Source organism: Phyllobacterium sp. RCAM01083 (assembly GCF_055685835.1).
Window position 1 is genome coordinate 1501884 of the sequence record NZ_JBVFZN010000005.1, and the last position, 19349, is coordinate 1521232.

19 protein-coding genes and 1 pseudogene are annotated in these 19349 nt (G+C 58.6%); 2 read left to right on the plus strand and 18 right to left on the minus strand.

Going from position 1 to position 19349, the window contains the following annotated elements; genetic code table 11:
- Positions 1 to 4 precede the first annotated feature (4 nt).
- The 16 genes and pseudogenes from nuoN to ACZ25R_RS14125 form a co-directional block, all read right to left on the minus strand.
- Entirely contained in the window at positions 5 to 1441 is a 1437-nt protein-coding gene (gene nuoN, locus ACZ25R_RS14050; protein ID WP_463011330.1) for an NADH-quinone oxidoreductase subunit NuoN, read from the minus strand.
- A gap of 19 nt (positions 1442 to 1460) precedes the next feature.
- Positions 1461 to 2966 (minus strand): NADH-quinone oxidoreductase subunit M, encoded by a 1506-nt coding sequence (locus tag ACZ25R_RS14055; RefSeq protein ID WP_472461302.1) that lies wholly within the window; start codon positions 2964 to 2966, stop codon positions 1461 to 1463.
- Positions 2966 to 4954: an NADH-quinone oxidoreductase subunit L gene (gene nuoL / locus ACZ25R_RS14060; protein WP_223615186.1), complete on the minus strand. Its 1989-nt coding sequence runs from the start codon at positions 4952 to 4954 to the stop codon at positions 2966 to 2968. Before nuoL ends, ACZ25R_RS14055 begins: the two co-directional genes overlap by 1 nt.
- A gap of 7 nt (positions 4955 to 4961) precedes the next feature.
- Entirely contained in the window at positions 4962 to 5270 is a 309-nt protein-coding gene (nuoK, locus tag ACZ25R_RS14065) for an NADH-quinone oxidoreductase subunit NuoK (RefSeq protein WP_091883761.1), read from the minus strand.
- A gap of 12 nt (positions 5271 to 5282) precedes the next feature.
- Positions 5283 to 5903, minus strand: a complete 621-nt coding sequence (locus ACZ25R_RS14070) for an NADH-quinone oxidoreductase subunit J (RefSeq protein WP_426137162.1) — start codon at positions 5901 to 5903, stop codon at positions 5283 to 5285.
- Positions 5904 to 6071: 168 nt separating this feature from the next.
- Entirely contained in the window at positions 6072 to 6563 is a 492-nt protein-coding gene (gene nuoI, locus ACZ25R_RS14075) for an NADH-quinone oxidoreductase subunit NuoI (RefSeq protein WP_091883764.1), read from the minus strand.
- Between the two features lie 11 nt (positions 6564 to 6574).
- On the minus strand, positions 6575 to 7621 hold the full coding sequence (gene nuoH, locus ACZ25R_RS14080; protein ID WP_223615188.1) for an NADH-quinone oxidoreductase subunit NuoH: 1047 nt from the start codon (positions 7619 to 7621) through the stop codon (positions 6575 to 6577).
- Positions 7622 to 7638: 17 nt separating this feature from the next.
- On the minus strand, positions 7639 to 9720 hold the full coding sequence (nuoG, locus tag ACZ25R_RS14085) for an NADH-quinone oxidoreductase subunit NuoG (RefSeq protein ID WP_472461303.1): 2082 nt from the start codon (positions 9718 to 9720) through the stop codon (positions 7639 to 7641).
- 102 nt (positions 9721 to 9822) lie between these two features.
- Positions 9823 to 10416 carry a helix-hairpin-helix domain-containing protein gene (locus tag ACZ25R_RS14090; RefSeq protein WP_472461304.1) on the minus strand — a complete coding sequence of 198 codons (594 nt, stop codon included), beginning with the start codon at positions 10414 to 10416 and terminating at the stop codon, positions 9823 to 9825.
- A gap of 12 nt (positions 10417 to 10428) precedes the next feature.
- Entirely contained in the window at positions 10429 to 11733 is a 1305-nt protein-coding gene (nuoF, locus tag ACZ25R_RS14095) for an NADH-quinone oxidoreductase subunit NuoF (protein ID WP_472461305.1), read from the minus strand.
- A 66-nt stretch (positions 11734 to 11799) separates the two neighbouring features.
- Complete coding sequence (nuoE, locus tag ACZ25R_RS14100; protein ID WP_472461306.1) at positions 11800 to 12798, minus strand: NADH-quinone oxidoreductase subunit NuoE; 999 nt, start codon at positions 12796 to 12798, stop codon at positions 11800 to 11802.
- On the minus strand, positions 12798 to 13988 hold the full coding sequence (locus ACZ25R_RS14105; protein WP_472461307.1) for an NADH-quinone oxidoreductase subunit D: 1191 nt from the start codon (positions 13986 to 13988) through the stop codon (positions 12798 to 12800). Before ACZ25R_RS14105 ends, nuoE begins: the two co-directional genes overlap by 1 nt.
- A 42-nt stretch (positions 13989 to 14030) precedes the next feature.
- Positions 14031 to 14639, minus strand: coding sequence for an NADH-quinone oxidoreductase subunit C (locus ACZ25R_RS14110; protein ID WP_464660008.1), 609 nt, complete (start codon positions 14637 to 14639; stop codon positions 14031 to 14033).
- A 9-nt stretch (positions 14640 to 14648) separates the two neighbouring features.
- A complete protein-coding gene (locus ACZ25R_RS14115; RefSeq protein ID WP_223615194.1) occupies positions 14649 to 15230 on the minus strand; it encodes a NuoB/complex I 20 kDa subunit family protein in 582 nt (193 codons plus the stop codon).
- Positions 15221 to 15586: an NADH-quinone oxidoreductase subunit A gene (locus ACZ25R_RS14120; RefSeq protein WP_091883778.1), complete on the minus strand. Its 366-nt coding sequence runs from the start codon at positions 15584 to 15586 to the stop codon at positions 15221 to 15223. The genes ACZ25R_RS14115 and ACZ25R_RS14120 overlap by 10 nt, the downstream gene beginning before the upstream one ends.
- A 441-nt stretch (positions 15587 to 16027) precedes the next feature.
- A pseudogene (locus tag ACZ25R_RS14125) lies at positions 16028 to 16375 on the minus strand (MFS transporter); the annotation flags it as partial.
- A 149-nt stretch (positions 16376 to 16524) separates the two neighbouring features.
- Between ACZ25R_RS14125 and ACZ25R_RS14130 the strand changes: the two are divergent.
- Positions 16525 to 16716, plus strand: coding sequence for a hypothetical protein (locus ACZ25R_RS14130; protein ID WP_472461308.1), 192 nt, complete (start codon positions 16525 to 16527; stop codon positions 16714 to 16716).
- A gap of 39 nt (positions 16717 to 16755) precedes the next feature.
- Positions 16756 to 18039: a tyrosine-type recombinase/integrase gene (locus ACZ25R_RS14135; protein ID WP_472461309.1), complete on the plus strand. Its 1284-nt coding sequence runs from the start codon at positions 16756 to 16758 to the stop codon at positions 18037 to 18039.
- A gap of 366 nt (positions 18040 to 18405) precedes the next feature.
- Here the strand turns inward: ACZ25R_RS14135 and ACZ25R_RS14140 are convergent, their stop codons facing one another.
- Positions 18406 to 18858, minus strand: coding sequence for a GNAT family N-acetyltransferase (locus tag ACZ25R_RS14140; protein ID WP_472461310.1), 453 nt, complete (start codon positions 18856 to 18858; stop codon positions 18406 to 18408).
- A 260-nt stretch (positions 18859 to 19118) separates the two neighbouring features.
- Entirely contained in the window at positions 19119 to 19283 is a 165-nt protein-coding gene (locus ACZ25R_RS14145) for a hypothetical protein (protein ID WP_472461311.1), read from the minus strand.
- Positions 19284 to 19349 lie beyond the last annotated feature (66 nt).

Here is a 19349-nt window from a genome sequence, read left to right on the forward strand (position 1 = left end):
GGCCTCAGAAGAACGTTTTCGCGGCAGCTTCCGCATAGGTGCTGACCGGTCCGCCGATCAGTACATAAAGCAGCGTCAGCAGGCCCGAGACACCGAGGACCAGGCGCAGTTCACCGGCAACCGGCACGAACCCGCCAGCCGGTTCGTCGAACCACATGATCTTGATGATGCGCAGATAGTAGAACGCACCCACGACCGAAGCCACGATACCGATGATGGCCAGCGCATAGAGATTGGCCTGCATCGCGGCAAGGAAGGTGTACCACTTGCCCCAGAACCCGGCGAGCGGCGGAATACCGGCCAGCGAGAACATGAGGATGGTGAAGATCGTCGCCATGATCGGATTGGTGCGGGACAGGCCGGCCAGGTCCTCGATCAGTTCGACATTGCCGTGCTTGCGGCGCATGGCCAGGATGAAGGCAAACACGCCGAGCGTCGTGATCAGGTAGATCAGCATGTAGATCGCCACGCCGCGCACACCGACCTGCGTACCGGCGGCAAGGCCGACAAGCGCATAGCCCATGTGGCTGATCGACGAATAGGCCATCAGGCGCTTGATGTTGCGCTGGCCGATGGCTGCGAATGCACCCAGAACCATCGACGCAATGGCGATGAAGACGATGATCTGCTGCCAGTCATGGGTGATCGGCTGGAACGTCTCGACGGCAACGCGTGTCAGAAGCGCCATGGCGGCCATCTTCGGCGCACTGGCGAAGAAGGCGGTCACCGGCGTCGGTGCACCTTCGTAGACATCGGGCGTCCACATGTGGAACGGCACGGCGGAAATCTTGAAGGCAAGACCGGCGAAGATGAACACCAGGCCGAACACGACGCCAAGCTGACGCTCGCCGCCTGCCAGCGCCTGGGCAATGCCCGCAAAGCCGGTATGGCCGGTAAAGCCGTAGACGAGCGAAATGCCGTAAAGCAGCATGCCCGACGACAATGCGCCGAGAACGAAATACTTCAGGCCGGCTTCGGTCGAGCGGGCACTGTCGCGGTTGATTGCAGCAATGACATAGAGCGCCAGGGACTGCAGTTCGAGGCCGAGATAGAGCGACAGGGTGTCATTGGCCGAAATCATCAAGAGCATGCCGAGGGTCGACAGCAGGATGAGGATCGGGAACTCGAACTTGTCGAACTTCTCCGCCTTGGCGAAGCCAACCGACATGACGAGCGCAACGATCGAGCCGACCAGCGTCAGCACTTTCATGAAGCGCGCGAACGGATCCGAAACGAAGGCACGGCCGAAGACGTGACCATCGTGCGGGAAGAGAACGAGGATTGCCAATGCTGCAAGCAGCACGGCAACCGCCAGTCCGTTGACCAGGGAATTCGCCCGTTCACCGGAGAAGGCCCCGATCATCAGTAGAGCCAATGCGCCCACTGCGATGAGCAGTTCGGGAGCCATAAGCGTCAGGTTGGCAATCATGTCGGTCTGCATCGGCCTTGGCCTCTTCCTGCTATTTCAGCGCCAGTGTGGCGGCTGCGGACAGCGCGTTATTGTATTGATTGATAAGGGCGTGCACCGAGCTTGCCGTCGCATCGAAGACAGGCATCGGATAAACACCGTAGAAGATGGTGAGGATCACCAGCGGATAGACCACCAGCTTTTCGCGTGGCGACATATCCAGAAGCGACTTCAGGCTTTCCTTGTCCAGCGAGCCGAACACGACGCGGCGATAGAGCCACAGCGCATAGGCCGCCGAGAAAATCACGCCTGATGTTGCAAACAGCGCAACCCAAGTGTTGACGCGGAAGACGCCAAGCAGCGTGAGGAACTCACCGATGAAGCCCGAGGTGCCCGGCAGGCCGACATTGGCCATGGTCAGGACCAGGAACACCACCGCATATTTCGGCATGTTGTTGACGAGGCCGCCATAGGCGGAGATGTCGCGGGTGTGGGTACGGTCATAGACAACACCGACGCAGAGGAACAGTGCGGCCGAAACCAGACCGTGCGACAGCATCTGGAACAACGCGCCCTGGATGCCCTGCTCGTTGGCGGCGAAGATACCCATGGTCACATAGCCCATGTGCGCAACCGAGGAGTAGGCGATCAGCTTCTTGATGTCTTCCTGCATCAGCGCCACCAGCGAAGTGTAGACGATGGCGACAACCGAAAGCGTGTAGATCAAGGGAGCAAAATCAGCTGATGCAACCGGGAACATCGGCAGGGAGAAGCGCAGGAAGCCGTAGCCGCCGAGCTTCAACAGAATGCCGGCCAGAATGGCGGACGCCGCCGTCGGTGCTTCCACGTGCGCATCCGGCAACCAGGTGTGCACCGGCCACATCGGCATCTTCACGGCGAAGGACGCGAAGAAGGCCAGCCACAGCCATGTCTGCATGGAGGCCGGGAACGGATAGGCCAGCAGCGTCGGGATATCGGTCGTGCCAGCCTGCCAGTACATGGCCATGATGGCCAGCAGCATCAGCACGGAGCCGAGCAGCGTGTAGAGGAAGAACTTGAAGCTGGCATAGACGCGGCGCTTGCCGCCCCACACGCCGATGATGATGAACATCGGCACCAGCACGGCTTCGAAGAACACGTAGAACAGTACGATATCCAGCGCGCAGAACACACCGATCATCAGTGTTTCCAGCACGAGGAAGGCAATCATGTATTCCTTGACCCGGCTCTGGATGGCTTCCCAGCTGGCCAGGATGCACAGCGGCATCAGGAATGTCGTCAGGATGACGAACAGCATCGAAATGCCGTCCACGCCCATGTGATAGGAAATCCCGGAGTCGAGCCAGGCTGCCTTTTCCACGAACTGGAAGCCGGCATGGCCCTTGTCGAAATAATACCAGATCGGCAGGGAAAGCAGGAATGTGACGACCGTCGTCCACAGCGCCACGTTGCGGATATTGCGCCGCGCGGATTCACTGTCATCCCGGATCAGAAGGATCAGGAACGCACCGACCAATGGCAGGAAGGTAACAGTCGATAGAATTGGCCAGTCGGTCATCAGAAGTTGCTCCCGAGCATCATCCACGTGACGAGTGCGGCGACCCCAATGAGCATCGCGAACGCATAATGATAGAGGTAACCGGTCTGCAGGCGCACCACGCGGTTGGTGACATCCACGACGCGGGCCGAGATACCATCCGGACCATGGCCGTCGATCAGCCAGCCATCGCCCTTCTTCCACAGGAACCGTCCAAGGGCCTTGGCCGGACGCACGAACAGGAAGTCGTAGAGTTCGTCAAAATACCACTTGTTGAGCAGGAACTGGTACAGGCCGCGGTGCTGCTCGGCCAGCCGGACGGGTGTCTGCGGCGAGCGGATGTAGAAGTACCAGGACAGGATGAAGCCTGCGAGCATCGCAAGGAACGGCGAGGCAGCAACCAGAGCAGGCACATGGTGGTGCAGCTCCAGAATCTCGTTTTCCTTGCCGGTGAACAGTGCACCCTTCCAGAACTCGGCATATTCGTGGCCGAAGAAGTATTCGCGGAAGATGACGCCGGCAAACAGCGCGCCGATGGCAAGGATGAACAGCGGCACCAGCATGACATAGGGCGATTCATGCACGTGATGCATGACGTCGTGCGACGCGCGCGGCTTGCCATGGAACGTCATGAAAATCAGGCGCCATGAATAGAAGCTGGTGAACAGCGCTGCGATGACCAGGAGGATGAAGGCATAGCCTGCCGCCGGGCTGGTCGACGCATAGGCCGACTCGATGATCGCATCCTTGGAGAAGAAGCCGGCGGTGCCGATCGACGTGCCGGGGATACCCAGGCCGGTCAGCGCGACGGTGCCGATGACCATCATCCAGTAGGTTTGCGGGATCAGCTTGCGCAGGCCGCCCATGTGACGCATGTCCTGCTCGTCGGAAACCGCGTGAATGACGGAACCGGCGCCAAGGAACAGCAGGGCCTTGAAGAAGGCGTGCGTGAACAGGTGGAAAATCGCCGCGCCATAGGCACCCAGACCAAGCGCCACGAACATGTAGCCGAGCTGCGAGCAGGTGGAATAGGCGATGACGCGCTTGATGTCGTTCTGCACCAGGCCGACCGTGGCGGCAAAGAAGGCAGTCGTCGCACCGACAAGCGTCACGACGATCAGCGCCGTATGCGACAGTTCGAAGATCGGCGACAGGCGGGCAACCATGAACACGCCTGCGGTCACCATCGTTGCGGCATGGATCAGCGCGGACACCGGTGTCGGGCCTTCCATGGCGTCAGGCAGCCAGGTGTGCAGCAGGAACTGCGCGGACTTGCCCATCGCGCCCATGAACAGCAGCAGGCAGGCAACCGTGATCGCTTCCTGCTTGCCCAGGGCATAGCCGAGGAAATTCAGGACAACCTTGCCGTCCCCTGCGCCCTCTGCCGGAAGATACTGGGCGGCGGACTGGAACAGCGTGTCGAACTGAACCGTGTCGAACAGCACGAACAGTGCGAAAATACCGAGAAGGAAGCCGAAATCGCCGACGCGGTTGACGATGAAAGCTTTCATCGCCGCGGCATTGGCCGAAGGCTTCTTGAACCAGAAACCGATCAGCAGGTACGAGGCAAGACCCACGCCTTCCCAGCCGAAGAACATCTGAACCAGATTGTCGCCGGTCACCAGCATCAGCATGGCGAAGGTGAAGAGCGAGAGATAGGCGAAGAAGCGCGGCCGATGCGGATCGTGATGCATGTAGCCGATCGAATAGGTATGGACGAGCGCCGACACCGTGTTGACGACGATCAGCATGACAGCGGTCAGCGTATCGATGCGCAGGGCCCAGTCGAAGCTCAGCGAGCCGGACTCGACCCAGTGCATGACCGGAACCTTGAACGCCTCGCCATGGCCGAGCGCCACGGTCGTGAATGCGATCCATGAGAGAACCGCAACCACGATCATCAGACCGGTGGTGACATACTCGCTCGCCTTCGCGCCGATGGACGAGCCGAACAGACCCGCGATCAGAAAGCCGAGCAGCGGAAGGAAGACAATCGCCAGATACAGCATGCCCCCGTCAACCTTTCATCATGTTGACGTCTTCTACGGCAATCGATCCACGATTGCGGTAGAACACGACGAGAATAGCCAGACCGATGGCAGCCTCAGCGGCCGCTACGGTCAGGACAAACAATGCAAAAACCTGTCCGACCAGATCACCCAGTGCGGCGGAGAACGCCACGAAATTCAGGTTGACGGCGAGCAGGATCAATTCGACCGACATCAGGATGACGATCACGTTCTTACGATTGAGGAAGATACCGAAGATCCCCATCGTGAACAGGAGCGCCGAAACTGTCAGATAATGTGCAATACCGATGACCATCATGCGCTCCTGTCAAATACCCTTGCCCGTTTCGACCTGCTTGACCTCGATGGCCGTTTCAGGCGTGCGTCCGACCTGCTGCGAGATGTTCTGGCGCTTGATGCCTTCCTTGTGGCGAAGCGTCAGCACAATCGCGCCGATCATGGCGACCAGAAGCACGAGACCGGCAATCTGGAAGTAGTAGATGTAATCCGTGTAGAGGATGTCGCCGAGCGCCGCCGTATTGCTGCGCGTGGCGATATCGGGTGTCGGCTGAACGACTACGCGGCCAATACTTGGCGTGAAGACCGAACCGCCGAGAACGACGATCAGTTCCACCGCAAGGATCATGCCGACAAGCGCGCCGATGGGCGCATATTGCAGCGCGCCGCGCTTCATTTCGGCAAAATCGACATCCAGCATCATCACCACGAAGAGGAAGAGGACGGCCACCGCGCCGACATAGACCACAAGAAGGATCATCGCCAGGAATTCAGCACCCGTCAGCAGGAAGAGCCCCGCCGCGTTGAAGAAGGCGAGGATCAGAAACAGCACGGAGTGCACGGGATTACGCGCCGCAATCACCATGAACGCACTGGCGACGGTGATGAAGGCGAAGAGATAAAAAAACGCCGCCGCAATACCTGTCAGCATGGGTTCCCCCGATTTCCATTCCGGCAGACTGTTCTGCCATTTTAAAAGCGATTCACGGAGATTCCGCGTATTCGCAGCCTCATAACGCATGTTCCGGGCGGGTAGAAGCACCCTGCCCTAAGACACATGCGCGCACTCGGACGGGACGACGCCCCATCCACTCAATTGTTACCGGTACGGCGCATCCATTGCGATGTTCCGTGCCAGCTCGCGTTCCCAGCGGTCGCCATTGGCGAGCAGCCGGTCCTTGTCATAATAAAGCTCTTCACGGGTTTCCGTGGCGAACTCGAAATTCGGGCCTTCGACGATGGCATCCACCGGGCAGGCTTCCTGGCAGAAGCCGCAATAGATGCACTTCACCATGTCAATGTCATAACGCACCGTGCGGCGCGTTCCGTCATTGCGGCGCGGACCGGCTTCGATGGTGATGGCCTGCGCCGGGCAGATCGCTTCGCAGAGCTTGCAGGCAATGCAGCGTTCTTCGCCGTTGGGATAGCGCCGCAGGGCATGTTCACCGCGGAAGCGCGGGCTGAGCGGTCCCTTTTCGTAGGGGTAGTTCAGCGTCGCCTTCGGCGCGAAGAACTGGCGCATCGACAGGAAGAAGGCGCCGACGAACTCCGCCAGCAGGAGCGATTTAGCAGCTTGTGCGAGTTGTGCCATGCTGATTCTCCTTACGGTGTCAGGCCGGTGATTTTAAGAAACGCCGCGGTGGCGATGACCATGAAGAGCGAGATCGGCAGGAACACCTTCCAGCCCAGACGCATCAACTGGTCGTAGCGGTAGCGCGGAACGAATGCCTTCACCATGGCGAACATGAAGAAGACGAAGAAAAGCTTGAGCATGAACCAGATGATGCCGGGTACCCAGTTCAGGAACCAGACGTCAACCGGTGGCAGCCAGCCGCCGAGGAACAGGATCGTGGTCAATGCGCACATCAGGGTGATGGCGACATATTCACCGAGGAAGAACAGCAGGAACGCGGTTGACGAATACTCGATCATGTGACCGGCAACGAGTTCCGATTCCGCTTCGACCAGATCGAAAGGCGGGCGGTTGGTCTCGGCCAGCGCCGAGATGAAGAAAATGACGAACATCGGGAACAGGCCGAGCCAATGCCAGTCAAGGAAGGTATTGGGCAGGCCGACCATGGTGCCGAGACCGGTCTTCTGCGACAAGACGATATCCGTGAGGTTCAGCGAACCGACGGTGAGCAGAACGGTGACGATGACGAAACCGATGGAGACTTCGTAGGACACCATCTGCGCGGCGGAGCGGAGCGCACCGAGGAACGGGTACTTCGAGTTCGACGCCCAACCGGCCATGATGACGCCGTAGACTTCGAGCGAGGAAATGGCGAGCACATAGAGAATGCCGACATTGACGTTGGCAATCGCCCAGCCCTCATTGACCGGAATCACCGCCCAGGCCGCCATGGCCAGCACCGAAGACACCAGCGGGGCCAGAAGGAAAATGCCCTTGTTGGCGCCGGACGGAATGATCGGTTCCTTGACCACGAACTTCAGAAGGTCGGCAAAGGACTGCAGCAGGCCGAACGGTCCAACGACGTTCGGGCCACGGCGCAACTGAACTGCCGCCCAGATCTTGCGATCCGCGTAAAGCAGGTAGGCGATGATCAGCAGCATCACCACGAGCATCAGCACTGATTTTCCGAGGATAATCAGCAGCGGCAGGATGTAGGTTGCGAAAATATCTTCCATATCAGTCTCTTCCCCGCCTACTCGGCCGCCTGCTTGAAGCCGCCCTTGGCCAGCGCGGAACATTCAGCCATGACGGCTGAGGCGCGGGCGATCGGGTTGGTCAAGTAGAAGTCTTGGACCGGCGATACGAAGGCCGTCTTTTCAACGGTGCCCGACGCATTGGCCAGTTTCTTGATGTCGGCAGCATCACCGGCCTGGATGGCGTCGACGACGGCCAGGTGCGGGTATTCTGCATAAAGTTTTGCGCGCAGGGCGGCAAGCGAGTCGAATGGCAGCTTCTTGCCGAGCACATCGGACAGTGCGCGCAGGATCGCCCAGTCTTCCTTGGCATTGCCCGGCGCAAAGGCGGCGCGGTTGGTCATCTGCACACGGCCTTCGGTATTGACGAAGGTGCCGGACTTTTCCGTATAGGTCGCGCCCGGCAGGATCACGTCGGCATTGTGTGCGCCTTGATCGCCATGGGTGCCGATATAGACGGTGAAGGCACCGCCCTTGCCGGCCCAGTTCAGCTCGTCTGCGCCGAGCAGGAACAGCACGTCGAGTGCCCCCTGCATCTGCGCAACCGACTTGCCGCCTTCGCCCGGCACGAAACCGATATCGAGGGCGCCAACCCGGCTGGCAGCGGTATGAATGACGCCGAAACCGTTCCAGTCATCGGCAAGCGCGCCGGTATCCGCAGCAATCTTGGCAGCGAGACCGAGAACCGCATTGCCATCCGCACGGCTGAGCGCGCCCTGCCCGATGATGATGATCGGCTTCTTGGCCTTCTTCAACACCGCATGGAATTTCAGCGACCCGTTGGCAAGTTCCGCCAGGGTATCTGCGCCGGCACCGAGATATTCGTAGTTGAAGCGCAGGTCGGCCTGTTCGCCGATCAGCGCAATCGGAATTCCGGCAGCGCGCCAGCGTTTGCGCAGGCGGGCATTGAGCAGCGACGCTTCAAAGCGCGGATTGGAACCGATGATCAGTACCGCGTCAGCGTCTTCGATACCGTCAATGCTCGGATTGAAGATATAGGAGGCGCGGCCATTGGCCGTGTTCAGAACCGTTCCGTCCTGACGTCCGTCGATATTGGCGGAGCCGAGCGATGTGATGAGCTGCTTGAGCGCATACATTTCCTCGACGCTGGCGAGATCGCCGGCAATCGCACCGATCCGGTCGCCGGTCGTCTTGGCAACGGCAGCCTTGATCGCCTCGAACGCTTCCGGCCAGCTTGCCGGAACCAGGCGGCCATCGCGACGCACATAGGGGCGGTCGAGGCGCTGGGTGCGCAGGCCATCCCAGATGAAGCGGGTCTTGTCGGAAATCCATTCCTCGTTCACCGCCTCGTTGACGCGTGGAAGCACGCGCATCACTTCGCGGCCGCGGGTATCGACGCGGATCGACGAGCCGACGGCATCCATCACGTCGATGGATTCGGTCTTGGTCAATTCCCACGGACGGGCCTGGAAGGCGTAGGGCTTGGATGTCAGCGCACCGACCGGGCAAAGATCAATCACGTTGCCCTGCAGCTCGGATGTCATCGCCTGCTCGAGATAGGTGGTGATTTCGGCATCTTCGCCGCGGCCGATCAGGCCGAGCTCTGAAATACCGGCCACTTCCGTGGTGAAGCGGACGCAGCGCGTGCAGTGAATGCAGCGCGTCATGACCGTCTTGACGAGCGGTCCGATATATTTGTCTTCAACCGCGCGCTTGTTTTCCTTGTAGCGCGACGCACCGATACCGAAGACCATGGCCTGGTCCTGCAGGTCGCACTCGCCGCCCTGATCGCAGATCGGGCAATCCAGGGGATGGTTGATCAGCAGGAATTCCATCACGCCTTCGCGGGCCTTCTTGACCATCGGCGTGTTGGTGAAAATCTCCGGCGTCTCGCCGTTCGGGCCCGGACGCAGGTCGCGTACGCCCATGGCGCAGGACGCGGCAGGCTTGGGCGGTCCGCCCTTCACTTCAATCAAGCACATGCGGCAATTGCCGGCGATCGACAAACGCTCATGGAAACAGAATCGCGGCACCTCGGCACCCGCCGTTTCCGCAGCCTGCAGAAGCGTGTAGTGATCCGGTACTTCGATTTCCCTACCGTCGACTTTGATCTTTGCCATCGTCTGTCCAACCTCGCGGAACATTCCGCATTTTCATTTGGCATTCCCGCGAAACCGCTGAAATACCTTCAATTGCTCCATGCCGGCCAAGCCAGCATGGCTTTATTCGGGCTTCCCCCCCGCCAAGGCAGCGGATTGTTTGACCCACTCATCCCGCACGATACGCCCGCCGAATTTCAGATGATCATCGACCCAGGCAATCTCCTGGGGTGACCATGCCGCAATCTGCGCATGGGTGTAGATGCCAAGACCGTTCAAGACCTGCTCCAGCTTCGGGCCAACGCCCGAAATCCGCTTCAGGTCATCCGGCAAGGCCGGCTTTGCGATTGCCGCCGGTTTCGACGGCCCCGTTGAAACCGCCGCAAGCTTGGCTTTTTTGCCAGCAACCGCCTTTGGTGCGGTTTCTGTCGCCTTGTTGCGTATGATCGTCTTCAACTCAGCAACATCAGGTGCCTGCTTTGCCGCGGCCGCCGGCGATGCGTCCAGCGGCTTCAGCTTCGCGTTGGCATCAAGCATACCGGCAAGAGCACCGGCCCACAGACCCCACATCTGACTGGCGATGCCGAGACCCACAACAGACGCCGCCGCCATCGCGCCCATCGGCGGTGTCAGCAGATTGGCAGCCGGAACGATCTGCTTCGGCATCACTGCCGACCAGTCCGCACCCGATCGCTTGTCTGTTCCGGTATCCGGCATATCCCCTCAACCCTATTCCGCCGCAACAAGCACGGGGCTTGCCGCAGAAGCGTTGCGTGTAAACTCATCGATACGGCGTTCGATTTCCGGACGGAAATGCCGGATCAGACCCTGTACCGGCCATGCCGCCGCGTCGCCGAGCGCGCAGATGGTGTGGCCTTCGATCTGCTTGGTCACGTCGAGCAGCATGTCGATCTCGCGCTTCTGCGCATTGCCAACCGCCATGCGTTCCATGACGCGCCACATCCAGCCGGTGCCTTCGCGGCATGGCGTGCACTGGCCGCAGCTCTCGTGCTTGAAGAAGTAGGACAGGCGCGCAATGGCGCGAACGATGTCGGTGGACTTGTCCATGACGATCGCAGCCGCCGTGCCGAAGGACGACTTGACGTTGCGCAACCCATCGAAATCCATCGGGCAATCGATGATATCGGCAGCCGGAACGACCGGGCAGGATGCACCGCCGGGAATAACCGCCAGCAGATTGTCCCAGCCGCCGCGAACGCCGCCCGCATGCTTGTCGACCAGCTCGCGGAAGGTGATGCCCATGGCTTCTTCAACCGTGCATGGACGGTTGACGTGACCGGAGATCATGAACAGCTTGGTGCCGACATTGTTCGGACGGCCGATGCCGGAGAACCACGCCGCGCCGCGGCGCAGGATGGTCGGGGCAACGGCGACCGATTCAACGTTGTTGACGGTTGTCGGGCAGCCATAGAGGCCCATATTGGCCGGGAATGGCGGCTTCAGGCGCGGCTGGCCCTTCTTGCCTTCCAGGCTTTCCAGCAAGGCTGTTTCCTCGCCGCAGATATAGGCGCCGGCGCCGTGATGGACATAGATATCGTAGTCCCAGCCGTTCTTGTTGTTCTTGCCGAGCAGCTTGGCGTCATAGCATTCGTCAATGGCGGCCTGCAGCGCTTCACGCTCGCGGATATATTCGCCGCGCACATAGATGTAGCAGGTGTTGGCGCCCATAGCGAAACCGGCAATCAGGCAGCCTTCGATCAGCGTATGCGGATCGTGGCGCATGATATCGCGGTCCTTGCAGGTGCCCGGCTCGGATTCGTCGGCATTGATGACGAGATAATGCGGGCGGCCGTCGCTTTCCTTGGGCATGAAGGACCACTTCAGACCCGTCGGGAAGCCGGCGCCGCCACGGCCACGCAGGCCGGATGCCTTCATCTCGTTGATGATCCAGTCACGGCCCTTGGAGATGATCCCTGCAGTGCCATCCCAGCAGCCGCGTGACATCGCACCCTTCAACGACTTGTCGAAAAGGCCGTAAATATTGGTGAAGATGCGGTCTTTGTCAGCGAGCATATCGCACCCGTCCTACTCTCTTCGTCCATTCTCCAGCGAAAACGCACATCGTTTCCGCCAATGATCTTATCTCGGCTTCTTGCCGAAAACCTTGATGTACTCGGCTTCGCCGCCCTTGGCCAAGGCCTTGGCTTGCTTGACCCAGTCGTCGCGTTCGATACGGCCCTTGAAGTTGAGGTAACCGTCAACCCATTCGCGCTCAGCCTTTTTCCAGCTGGCGACCTGGGCAAATGTATAAATGCCCAGTTCATGCAGGATGCCTGCAATCTTCGGGCCGACGCCGGAAATCAGTTCGAGATCATCCACGGCGGCAGGCTTGTCGATCGCGGCCGGACGGTTCTTGTCCTCGAGCGATACGGCCTTTGCCGGTGCCTCGTCCTGCTTTGCCGCACTGGCGGCCGGAACTGCAGCGGCATCGGCAGCCTTTGCCGCACGCTTCGGCTTGGCCGCGCCATTGCCTTCGATCAGCGTCGTTGCGCCGCCCTCGGGGGCGGAGAAATAACGGTCGATCTGCGGGCCGGGCGTGATCGTATCGCCCTTGCCGGCTTCGAAAGCATCGATGATTTCCTCGAGGCGTTCGGGCGTCAGATCCTCATAGGTATCCTTGAACACCATGATCATCGGCGCGTTGACGCAGGCACCGAGGCATTCGACCTCTTCCCACGACAAAGTGCCGGATTCGTTGGTGTGGAAGGGCTCATGATGGATGCGGTGCTGGCAGACCTTCTTCAGGTCTTCCGCGCCGCGCAGCATGCACGGCGTGGTGCCGCAAACCTGGATATGGGCACGGGTTCCGACCGGCTTCAGCTGGAACTGCGTATAGAATGTCGCCACTTCCAGAACGCGGATCAGCGGCATGTCGAGCATGACGGCAACATGCTCGATGGCAGCCTTGGTGACCCAGCCATCCTGTTCCTGCGCGCGCATCAGCAGCGGAATGACTGCGGACTGTTCGCGGCCCTTGGGATATTTCTTGATGGTCTGCTTGGCCCAGGCAGTGTTTTCGCGATTGAACGCGAAGGCTGCTGGTTGGACGCTATCTTCTGCAAGACGACGGACGGACATTAGCGATCAACCTCACCAAATACGATATCGAGCGAGCCGAGGACAGCGGAGACGTCGGCCAGCATGTGACCACGGCACAGGAAGTCCATGGCCTGGAGATGGGCAAAGCCCGGGGCGCGCAGCTTGACGCGGTATGGCTTGTTGGAGCCATCGGACACCAGGAACACGCCGAATTCGCCCTTGGGCGCTTCAACGGCAGCGTAAACTTCACCGGCGGGCACGTGATACCCTTCAGTGTAAAGCTTGAAGTGATGGATCAGCGCTTCCATCGACCGCTTCATCTCGCCGCGCTTCGGCGGAACGATCTTGGCGGACATGTTGGAAACAGGCCCTACCCGCTCCTTGCCCAGCAGAAGATCGACGCACTGGCGCATGATGCGCACCGACTGGCGCATTTCTTCCATGCGGATGAGATAACGGTCGTAGCAGTCGCCGTTCTTGCCGATCGGAACATCGAATTCCATCTCGGAATAGCATTCATAGGGCTGCGACTTGCGCAGATCCCAGGCGGCACCCGAGCCGCGTACCATGACGCCGGAGAAACCCCATGCCCATGCGTCTTCCAGCTTCACGACGCCGATATCGACGTTACGCTGCTTGAAAATGCGGTTCGGGGTGATCAGGTCGTCGAGATTCTTGACGGTCTGCAGGAACGGATCGCACCACTTGCCGATATCCTCGATGAGTCTGTCGGGAAGATCCTGATGCACGCCGCCGGGACGAAAATAGGCCGCATGCATACGGGCACCGCAAGCGCGCTCGTAGAACACCATCAGCTTTTCGCGCTCTTCGAAGCCCCAGAGCGGCGGCGTCAGAGCACCGACGTCCATGGCCTGCGTGGTCACGTTCAAGAGATGCGAAAGAATACGGCCGATTTCCGAGAACAGAACACGGATCAGCTGGCCGCGCTTGGGCACGTCGATGCCGAGCAGGCGCTCGACGGCCAGTGCGTAGGCGTGCTCCTGGTTCATCGGCGCCACGTAGTCGAGACGGTCGAGATAGGGCACGGCCTGCAGATAGGTCTTGGCTTCCATCAACTTCTCGGTGCCGCGATGCAGCAGCCCGATATGCGGGTCAACGCGCGCGACCACCTCACCGTCCAGTTCAAGCACAAGGCGCAAAACGCCGTGCGCCGCAGGATGTTGCGGGCCGAAGTTAATGTTAAAGTTGCGGACGCTGTGTTCAGTCATATTTCGCTTCCTGGCGTCTTACACGTCTGTATTCGCACGCACTCAATTCGCTTTGGCCTTCTCATCACCCGGCAGCACATAATCCGTGCCTTCCCAGGGTGACTGGAAATCGAAATTGCGGAATTCCTGCCGCAGTTCGACAGGTTCATATACGACGCGCTTGACCTCGTCGTCATAACGGACTTCGACGAAGCCTGTCAGCGGGAAATCCTTGCGCAGCGGATGGCCGTCAAAACCGTAATCGGTCAGGATGCGGCGCAGATCCGGATGACCGGAGAACAGCACACCATAGAGATCGTAGGTTTCGCGCTCATACCAGTCGGCTCCGGGATAGACCGGCGTGGCGGAAGGCACGGGTGTATCTTCGTCCGTCGCCACCTTGACGCGGATACGCAGATTCTGGCGCGGCGACAGAAGATGATAGACCACGTCAAAGCGATGCGAGCGGTAGGGATAGTCCACGCCGCTGATATCGATCAGCGAAATGAACTGGCACTGCACGTCGTCACGCAGGAAGGTCAGAACATCGAGCAGTCTTGCCGCGTCGACTTCAACGCTCAGATCGCCATAGGCCAGAGCCACCGAATTCAGCGACGCGCCCAGCTTTTCCTGGAGGTAGCTGGAGAGTTCATTCAATGCTTCTTCAAACATCGCCCCCTCCTATCGCTCGATCGTGCCGGTGCGGCGGATTTTCTTCTGCAGCATCAGAACACCATAGAGCAGCGCTTCGGCCGTGGGCGGGCAGCCCGGCACATAGATATCCACCGGCACGACGCGGTCGCAACCACGCACGACCGAATAGGAATAGTGATAATAGCCGCCGCCATTGGCGCAGGAGCCCATCGAGATGACGTAGCGCGGCTCAGGCATCTGGTCATAGACCTTGCGCAGCGCCGGAGCCATCTTGTTGGTCAGCGTGCCGGCAACAATCATCACGTCGGACTGACGCGGTGACGCGCGCGGGGCGAAGCCGAACCGCTCGCCGTCATAGCGCGGCATGGAGGTGTGCATCATTTCGACCGCGCAGCAGGCAAGGCCGAAGGTCATCCACATCAGCGAACCGGTGCGCGCCCAGGTGACCAGCGCATCGGCGGAGGTTACGAGAAATCCCTTGTCGGCGAGCTCATTGTTGATCTCACCGAAAAACGCATCATCGGAACCGATCGGCTTGCCCGTACCGGGATCAAGAATGCCTTTGGGTTTCGGTGCCACGAGGGTGGTTTGGCTAGCGGTCAATCCCATTCCAGCGCTCCCTTTTTCCACTCATAGATAAAGCCGATTGTCAGAACGCCGAGGAAGATCATCATCGACCAGAAACCGAACCAGCCGATCTTGCTGAAGGCCACGGCCCACGGAAAGAGGAAGGCAACTTCCAGATCGAAGATGATGAACAGAATCGAGACAAGATAGAAGCGGACATCAAATTTCATGCGGGCATCATCGAATGCGTTGAAGCCGCACTCATAGGCCGACAATTTTTCCGGGTCTGGCGACTTGTATGCGACCAGAAAAGGCGCAACCAACAGTGCCAAACCGATTACCAGCGCTACCCCGATGAAGATAACGATGGGCAGGTAGGAACTTAAAAGCTCGTTCATGATCCGACTTTTTCCGCCTTGTGAACTCAGGCTGACAAGAATGCCATGTTATGCACATGACTGCCACCAATACGCGACAGACCGCACCAGCTTTGACACCGGTACGATGCGGCGAGGGTTAGCGCGTTAGCGCCATGCGCGCAAGTGCAACAATCGCCCCAATACCACCGGTTTTTTGTCACCATTTCGTGACGCATATCCATAAAAAGCCGCGAATTTCGCAGTTTTAAGCCAGTTTGGCCCGCAAAACACAGCTGAATCACTCTTTAGAATGATATTAATGTGCCTTGCCGGCCTGTTTGTCCGCGACGTGGTTTTCAGAACTGCGACATTCGGTCCTATAAACGATTTAGGACAAAATGCAGATATGCCGCGCGCGTGGAAACAGCACGCGCGCCAGGGCGCGAACGCTGTTGTGCAGAGTTTGGGAAAGAGGGGCGCTTAGAGACCCGCGAGAGGCTCCAGACTGAGCCTTTCCCCCTCTTCGGACAGATATTGCTTCTTCTGCGCCCTGCGGTCGAGCAGCAGCGACCAGACGGCCACGCCAAGACCGAGCAAGGCCAGCGCCGACCCCACAAAGGGCAGGTTCTGATAGGACACGCCCCAGGTGAGCGCCGCACCGCCAACCCAGGCACCGGCGGCATTGCCCGCATTGAAGGCGCCCTGGTTGAGCGTGGCCGCCAGATTGGGCGCTTCGCTCGCGGTTTCGACCACCCGCATCTGCAACGGCGGAACGATGACGAAGGTCAGCATGCCCCACAGGAACACCACGGCGATTGCCGCCGCTGCCGTGCCGCTGACTTCCGCCAGCAGGGCATGTCAGTCAGCAAAAATCTGATTCTGTATTGCCCTCACCAATGAGACCGATTTTCTGCGCAAACTTATCCACCTGATACAGAACTGCGCAATAATCCCTCCGGCAATTAGTGGAGGATCGCATGATTACGTTTCAGACCGTCTTTGTCACCACTCTTTCTCTTACCGCAACGAGCGGAATAACGGCAGCATGCATCGCGTTCTTTGGCGACACGCGTCGGAACGAAGGCCAGCGGATCGTTGTAGAAAAGTTTGCCCAAATTGCGTTGTTCGGTGCCATGACAGTAGCGTCCTTGCTCATCGTAACCGTTTGATGAACGCCTGCATTTTTCACCCACGTCTTGGAGTGCAACATGGGACATGAAAACGCCTTTGGATTTGACCTCTCTGACGATACGGCGCGAGCAACATTACCGCCGCGCGGAGCACCTTACTGGCAGGTCACTGAGTATTGTCGGGCCATAGGGTTTCAACGCTATCCATCGGGCCGGTGCTTTTGGCTGGGTCGTGTGCGTCGTAAGGATGGAAGCTATAGACAGTATCGACTGGGCTCAGTCAAAACGGATGGCAATGAGATCGGTATGGCTTTCCCTGAAGCCCTACAAAAGGCTCAAGAATGGTTCTCAGAAGTACGTATCCGCCTGGCCACCAGCGACTCTTTCCCGATCGGCAGTAAGGAAGAGCTCAACATTTGCCCTATTGGCCCAATATTCACGCTAGGCCACGCCCTGCATGATTACATCGAGTGGAAACGGCTGGCGGCGGCTCGGTCGCATTTCCTTACGCTCATTTCACTTGTGAACCACCACCTTGTTCCCACGTTGGCGAGCATTCCAGCACACCAGTTCAACGGCGATTTGGTAAGGAACTTTGTCCGGAATGTCCTTGAGACCCCTCCCCGATATTCGAGGAGCAAATCGGCACCAAAACGCCCGATCACCAAGATGACCGACGAAGAACTGCGCAAGCGGAAGAAGACCGTAAATACGTTGCTTAGCATTCTCAGGGTCGCGGTGTTGATGGCCTGGGAAAACGGCAAGATCGAGTCTGAGCGAGCCTGGCGCTGTATCCGTCGTCTGCCACTGATCGAACGCCCTCGAATTCTGCATCTCAACCGGGCTGAGTGTCGCCAACTGATTGATCATTGTGACCCGCACATACGTCAGTTGGTCCTAGGGGGACTCTACACGGGTTGCCGAATCACCGAACTGATACGCATGAGAGTATGCGACGTTGGGCGTGATGGTCCAGGTGTGTTCGTGACCCCTGTGAAGTGCTACAGGGAGCGGTTTGTATTCTTGCCTAACGAGGGACTGACGTTCTTCCAAAATCTGACTGTCGGGAAATTATCAGACGATCTCATATTCTTGAAGGCAAATGGGCGCCCCTGGTACCGGTGTGACTACAAGTACGTTTTCAAGAAGGCGGTCATTGCAGCGGGGCTGTCGCACGTGTTTTGCTTCCACGGATTGCGGCACACCTACGCAAGCCAACTGGTAGCGGCCGGTACGCCACTCCTCGTCATTTCTGAACAGCTTGGACATCGGAATGCGGCCACCGTGATACGGACATACGGACATATGGCACCGCAGGCACGATTGTCAGAGGTGCGCAGCCGGTTCGAAGCCCTTACCTAGAAGCTAGTCCAAGTCATGGATTGCTTATCCCCACATCCCGCGCATGCGCGCAGCAATGGCGACACGCACATTGCGTGCCTCTGCCTGCTTTGCACTCTCCCGGCGCACCTTCGGCCAGGTCGTGCATTCAAAATACTGCAGAAGCGTTGCCGGAATGAATCGCGTCCGCGAGGCGTAAACATGCCTGTGGCCGCGGAGCTGATGACCATGTGGCCGGTGTCCTCTAGGGTCGGCAATCCAAGGAACAATACGCCGGATGTTGTGGACGAAATCCCACTACCTCCAGAGTTTGATGCTTGAATCATCGCGCAACGATGAGGCCCGGTAAACGCTTACCTTCGATAAACAGTCGCTGCCGGGCTCGCTCTATAAATTTGGTATTTTCGCTACACCACTATTCAAGACCTTGCGCAGGAAGAAACGGTTTGATCCTCTCGGATGATCTTCTAGTTGGCCAAAAACCTCGAAACCCCGTTTGATATAGAAGTCTGGTGCCTGGAAACTGTGAGTATCGAGCCAAATACCAACGCAGTTTTTTTCAATGGCGATCACTTCCGCCTTTGCCAAAAGAAGCGAGCCCAGGTCTTGACCCCGTAATTTTTCAGGAACGAATATCAGTTCGACTATGAGCCAATCGTAATTGATCTTGGCCCAGAGCCCGCCCACCTGCTCTGACGTTTGATCGTCCCTTATGATAATGGCAAAGGTCTCGAACCCTGAGGGAGGTGCCGCCTGATCCTTGTATTCGAGCAGTGGCTCCAGGATACGGTCGCGGTCCGAATTTGTCGGATTTGAAAGCACTTCTATTGAGTATTCCATTGAGCCTGCCCTTTATGAGTTCAGGGCCATCTAGCATGCTCCACCCATCTCAAACAGCGCCGCTTGCAAAGGATGGTTTGCTCCGTTGGCTCTGAAAAACGCTTTGGAATGGAACGAAATTGCAGGGAACACAAGGCCGAGTTCAGCAAGGGCACCGTGAACGGCTGGGCTGGGTTTAAATCTTAAATCAGGAGATTGGACACAAAAAGCGCGGCTTGCTTAAGGAAACCAGAGTAACGAATGGCCACCATCTACATGTGTCAATTGTTGACGGCGAAAATCTTCACTTCAAGTTTATCGCCTATTCCTTGGAACCAGACATCGCCATCACCGATCATCACGCCCTGCCAATTGACGAAGAGCGATGCATAGGTTCCCCTGCACGCACCATATGAAGTCCGCCGGTCAAAGGTCTTGGCCGCCATCTATGATCGTACTCATCTTCAATTGAAGCTTGAGGTCGCGCAGAACGAAGCCGTATTCGCGCAGAT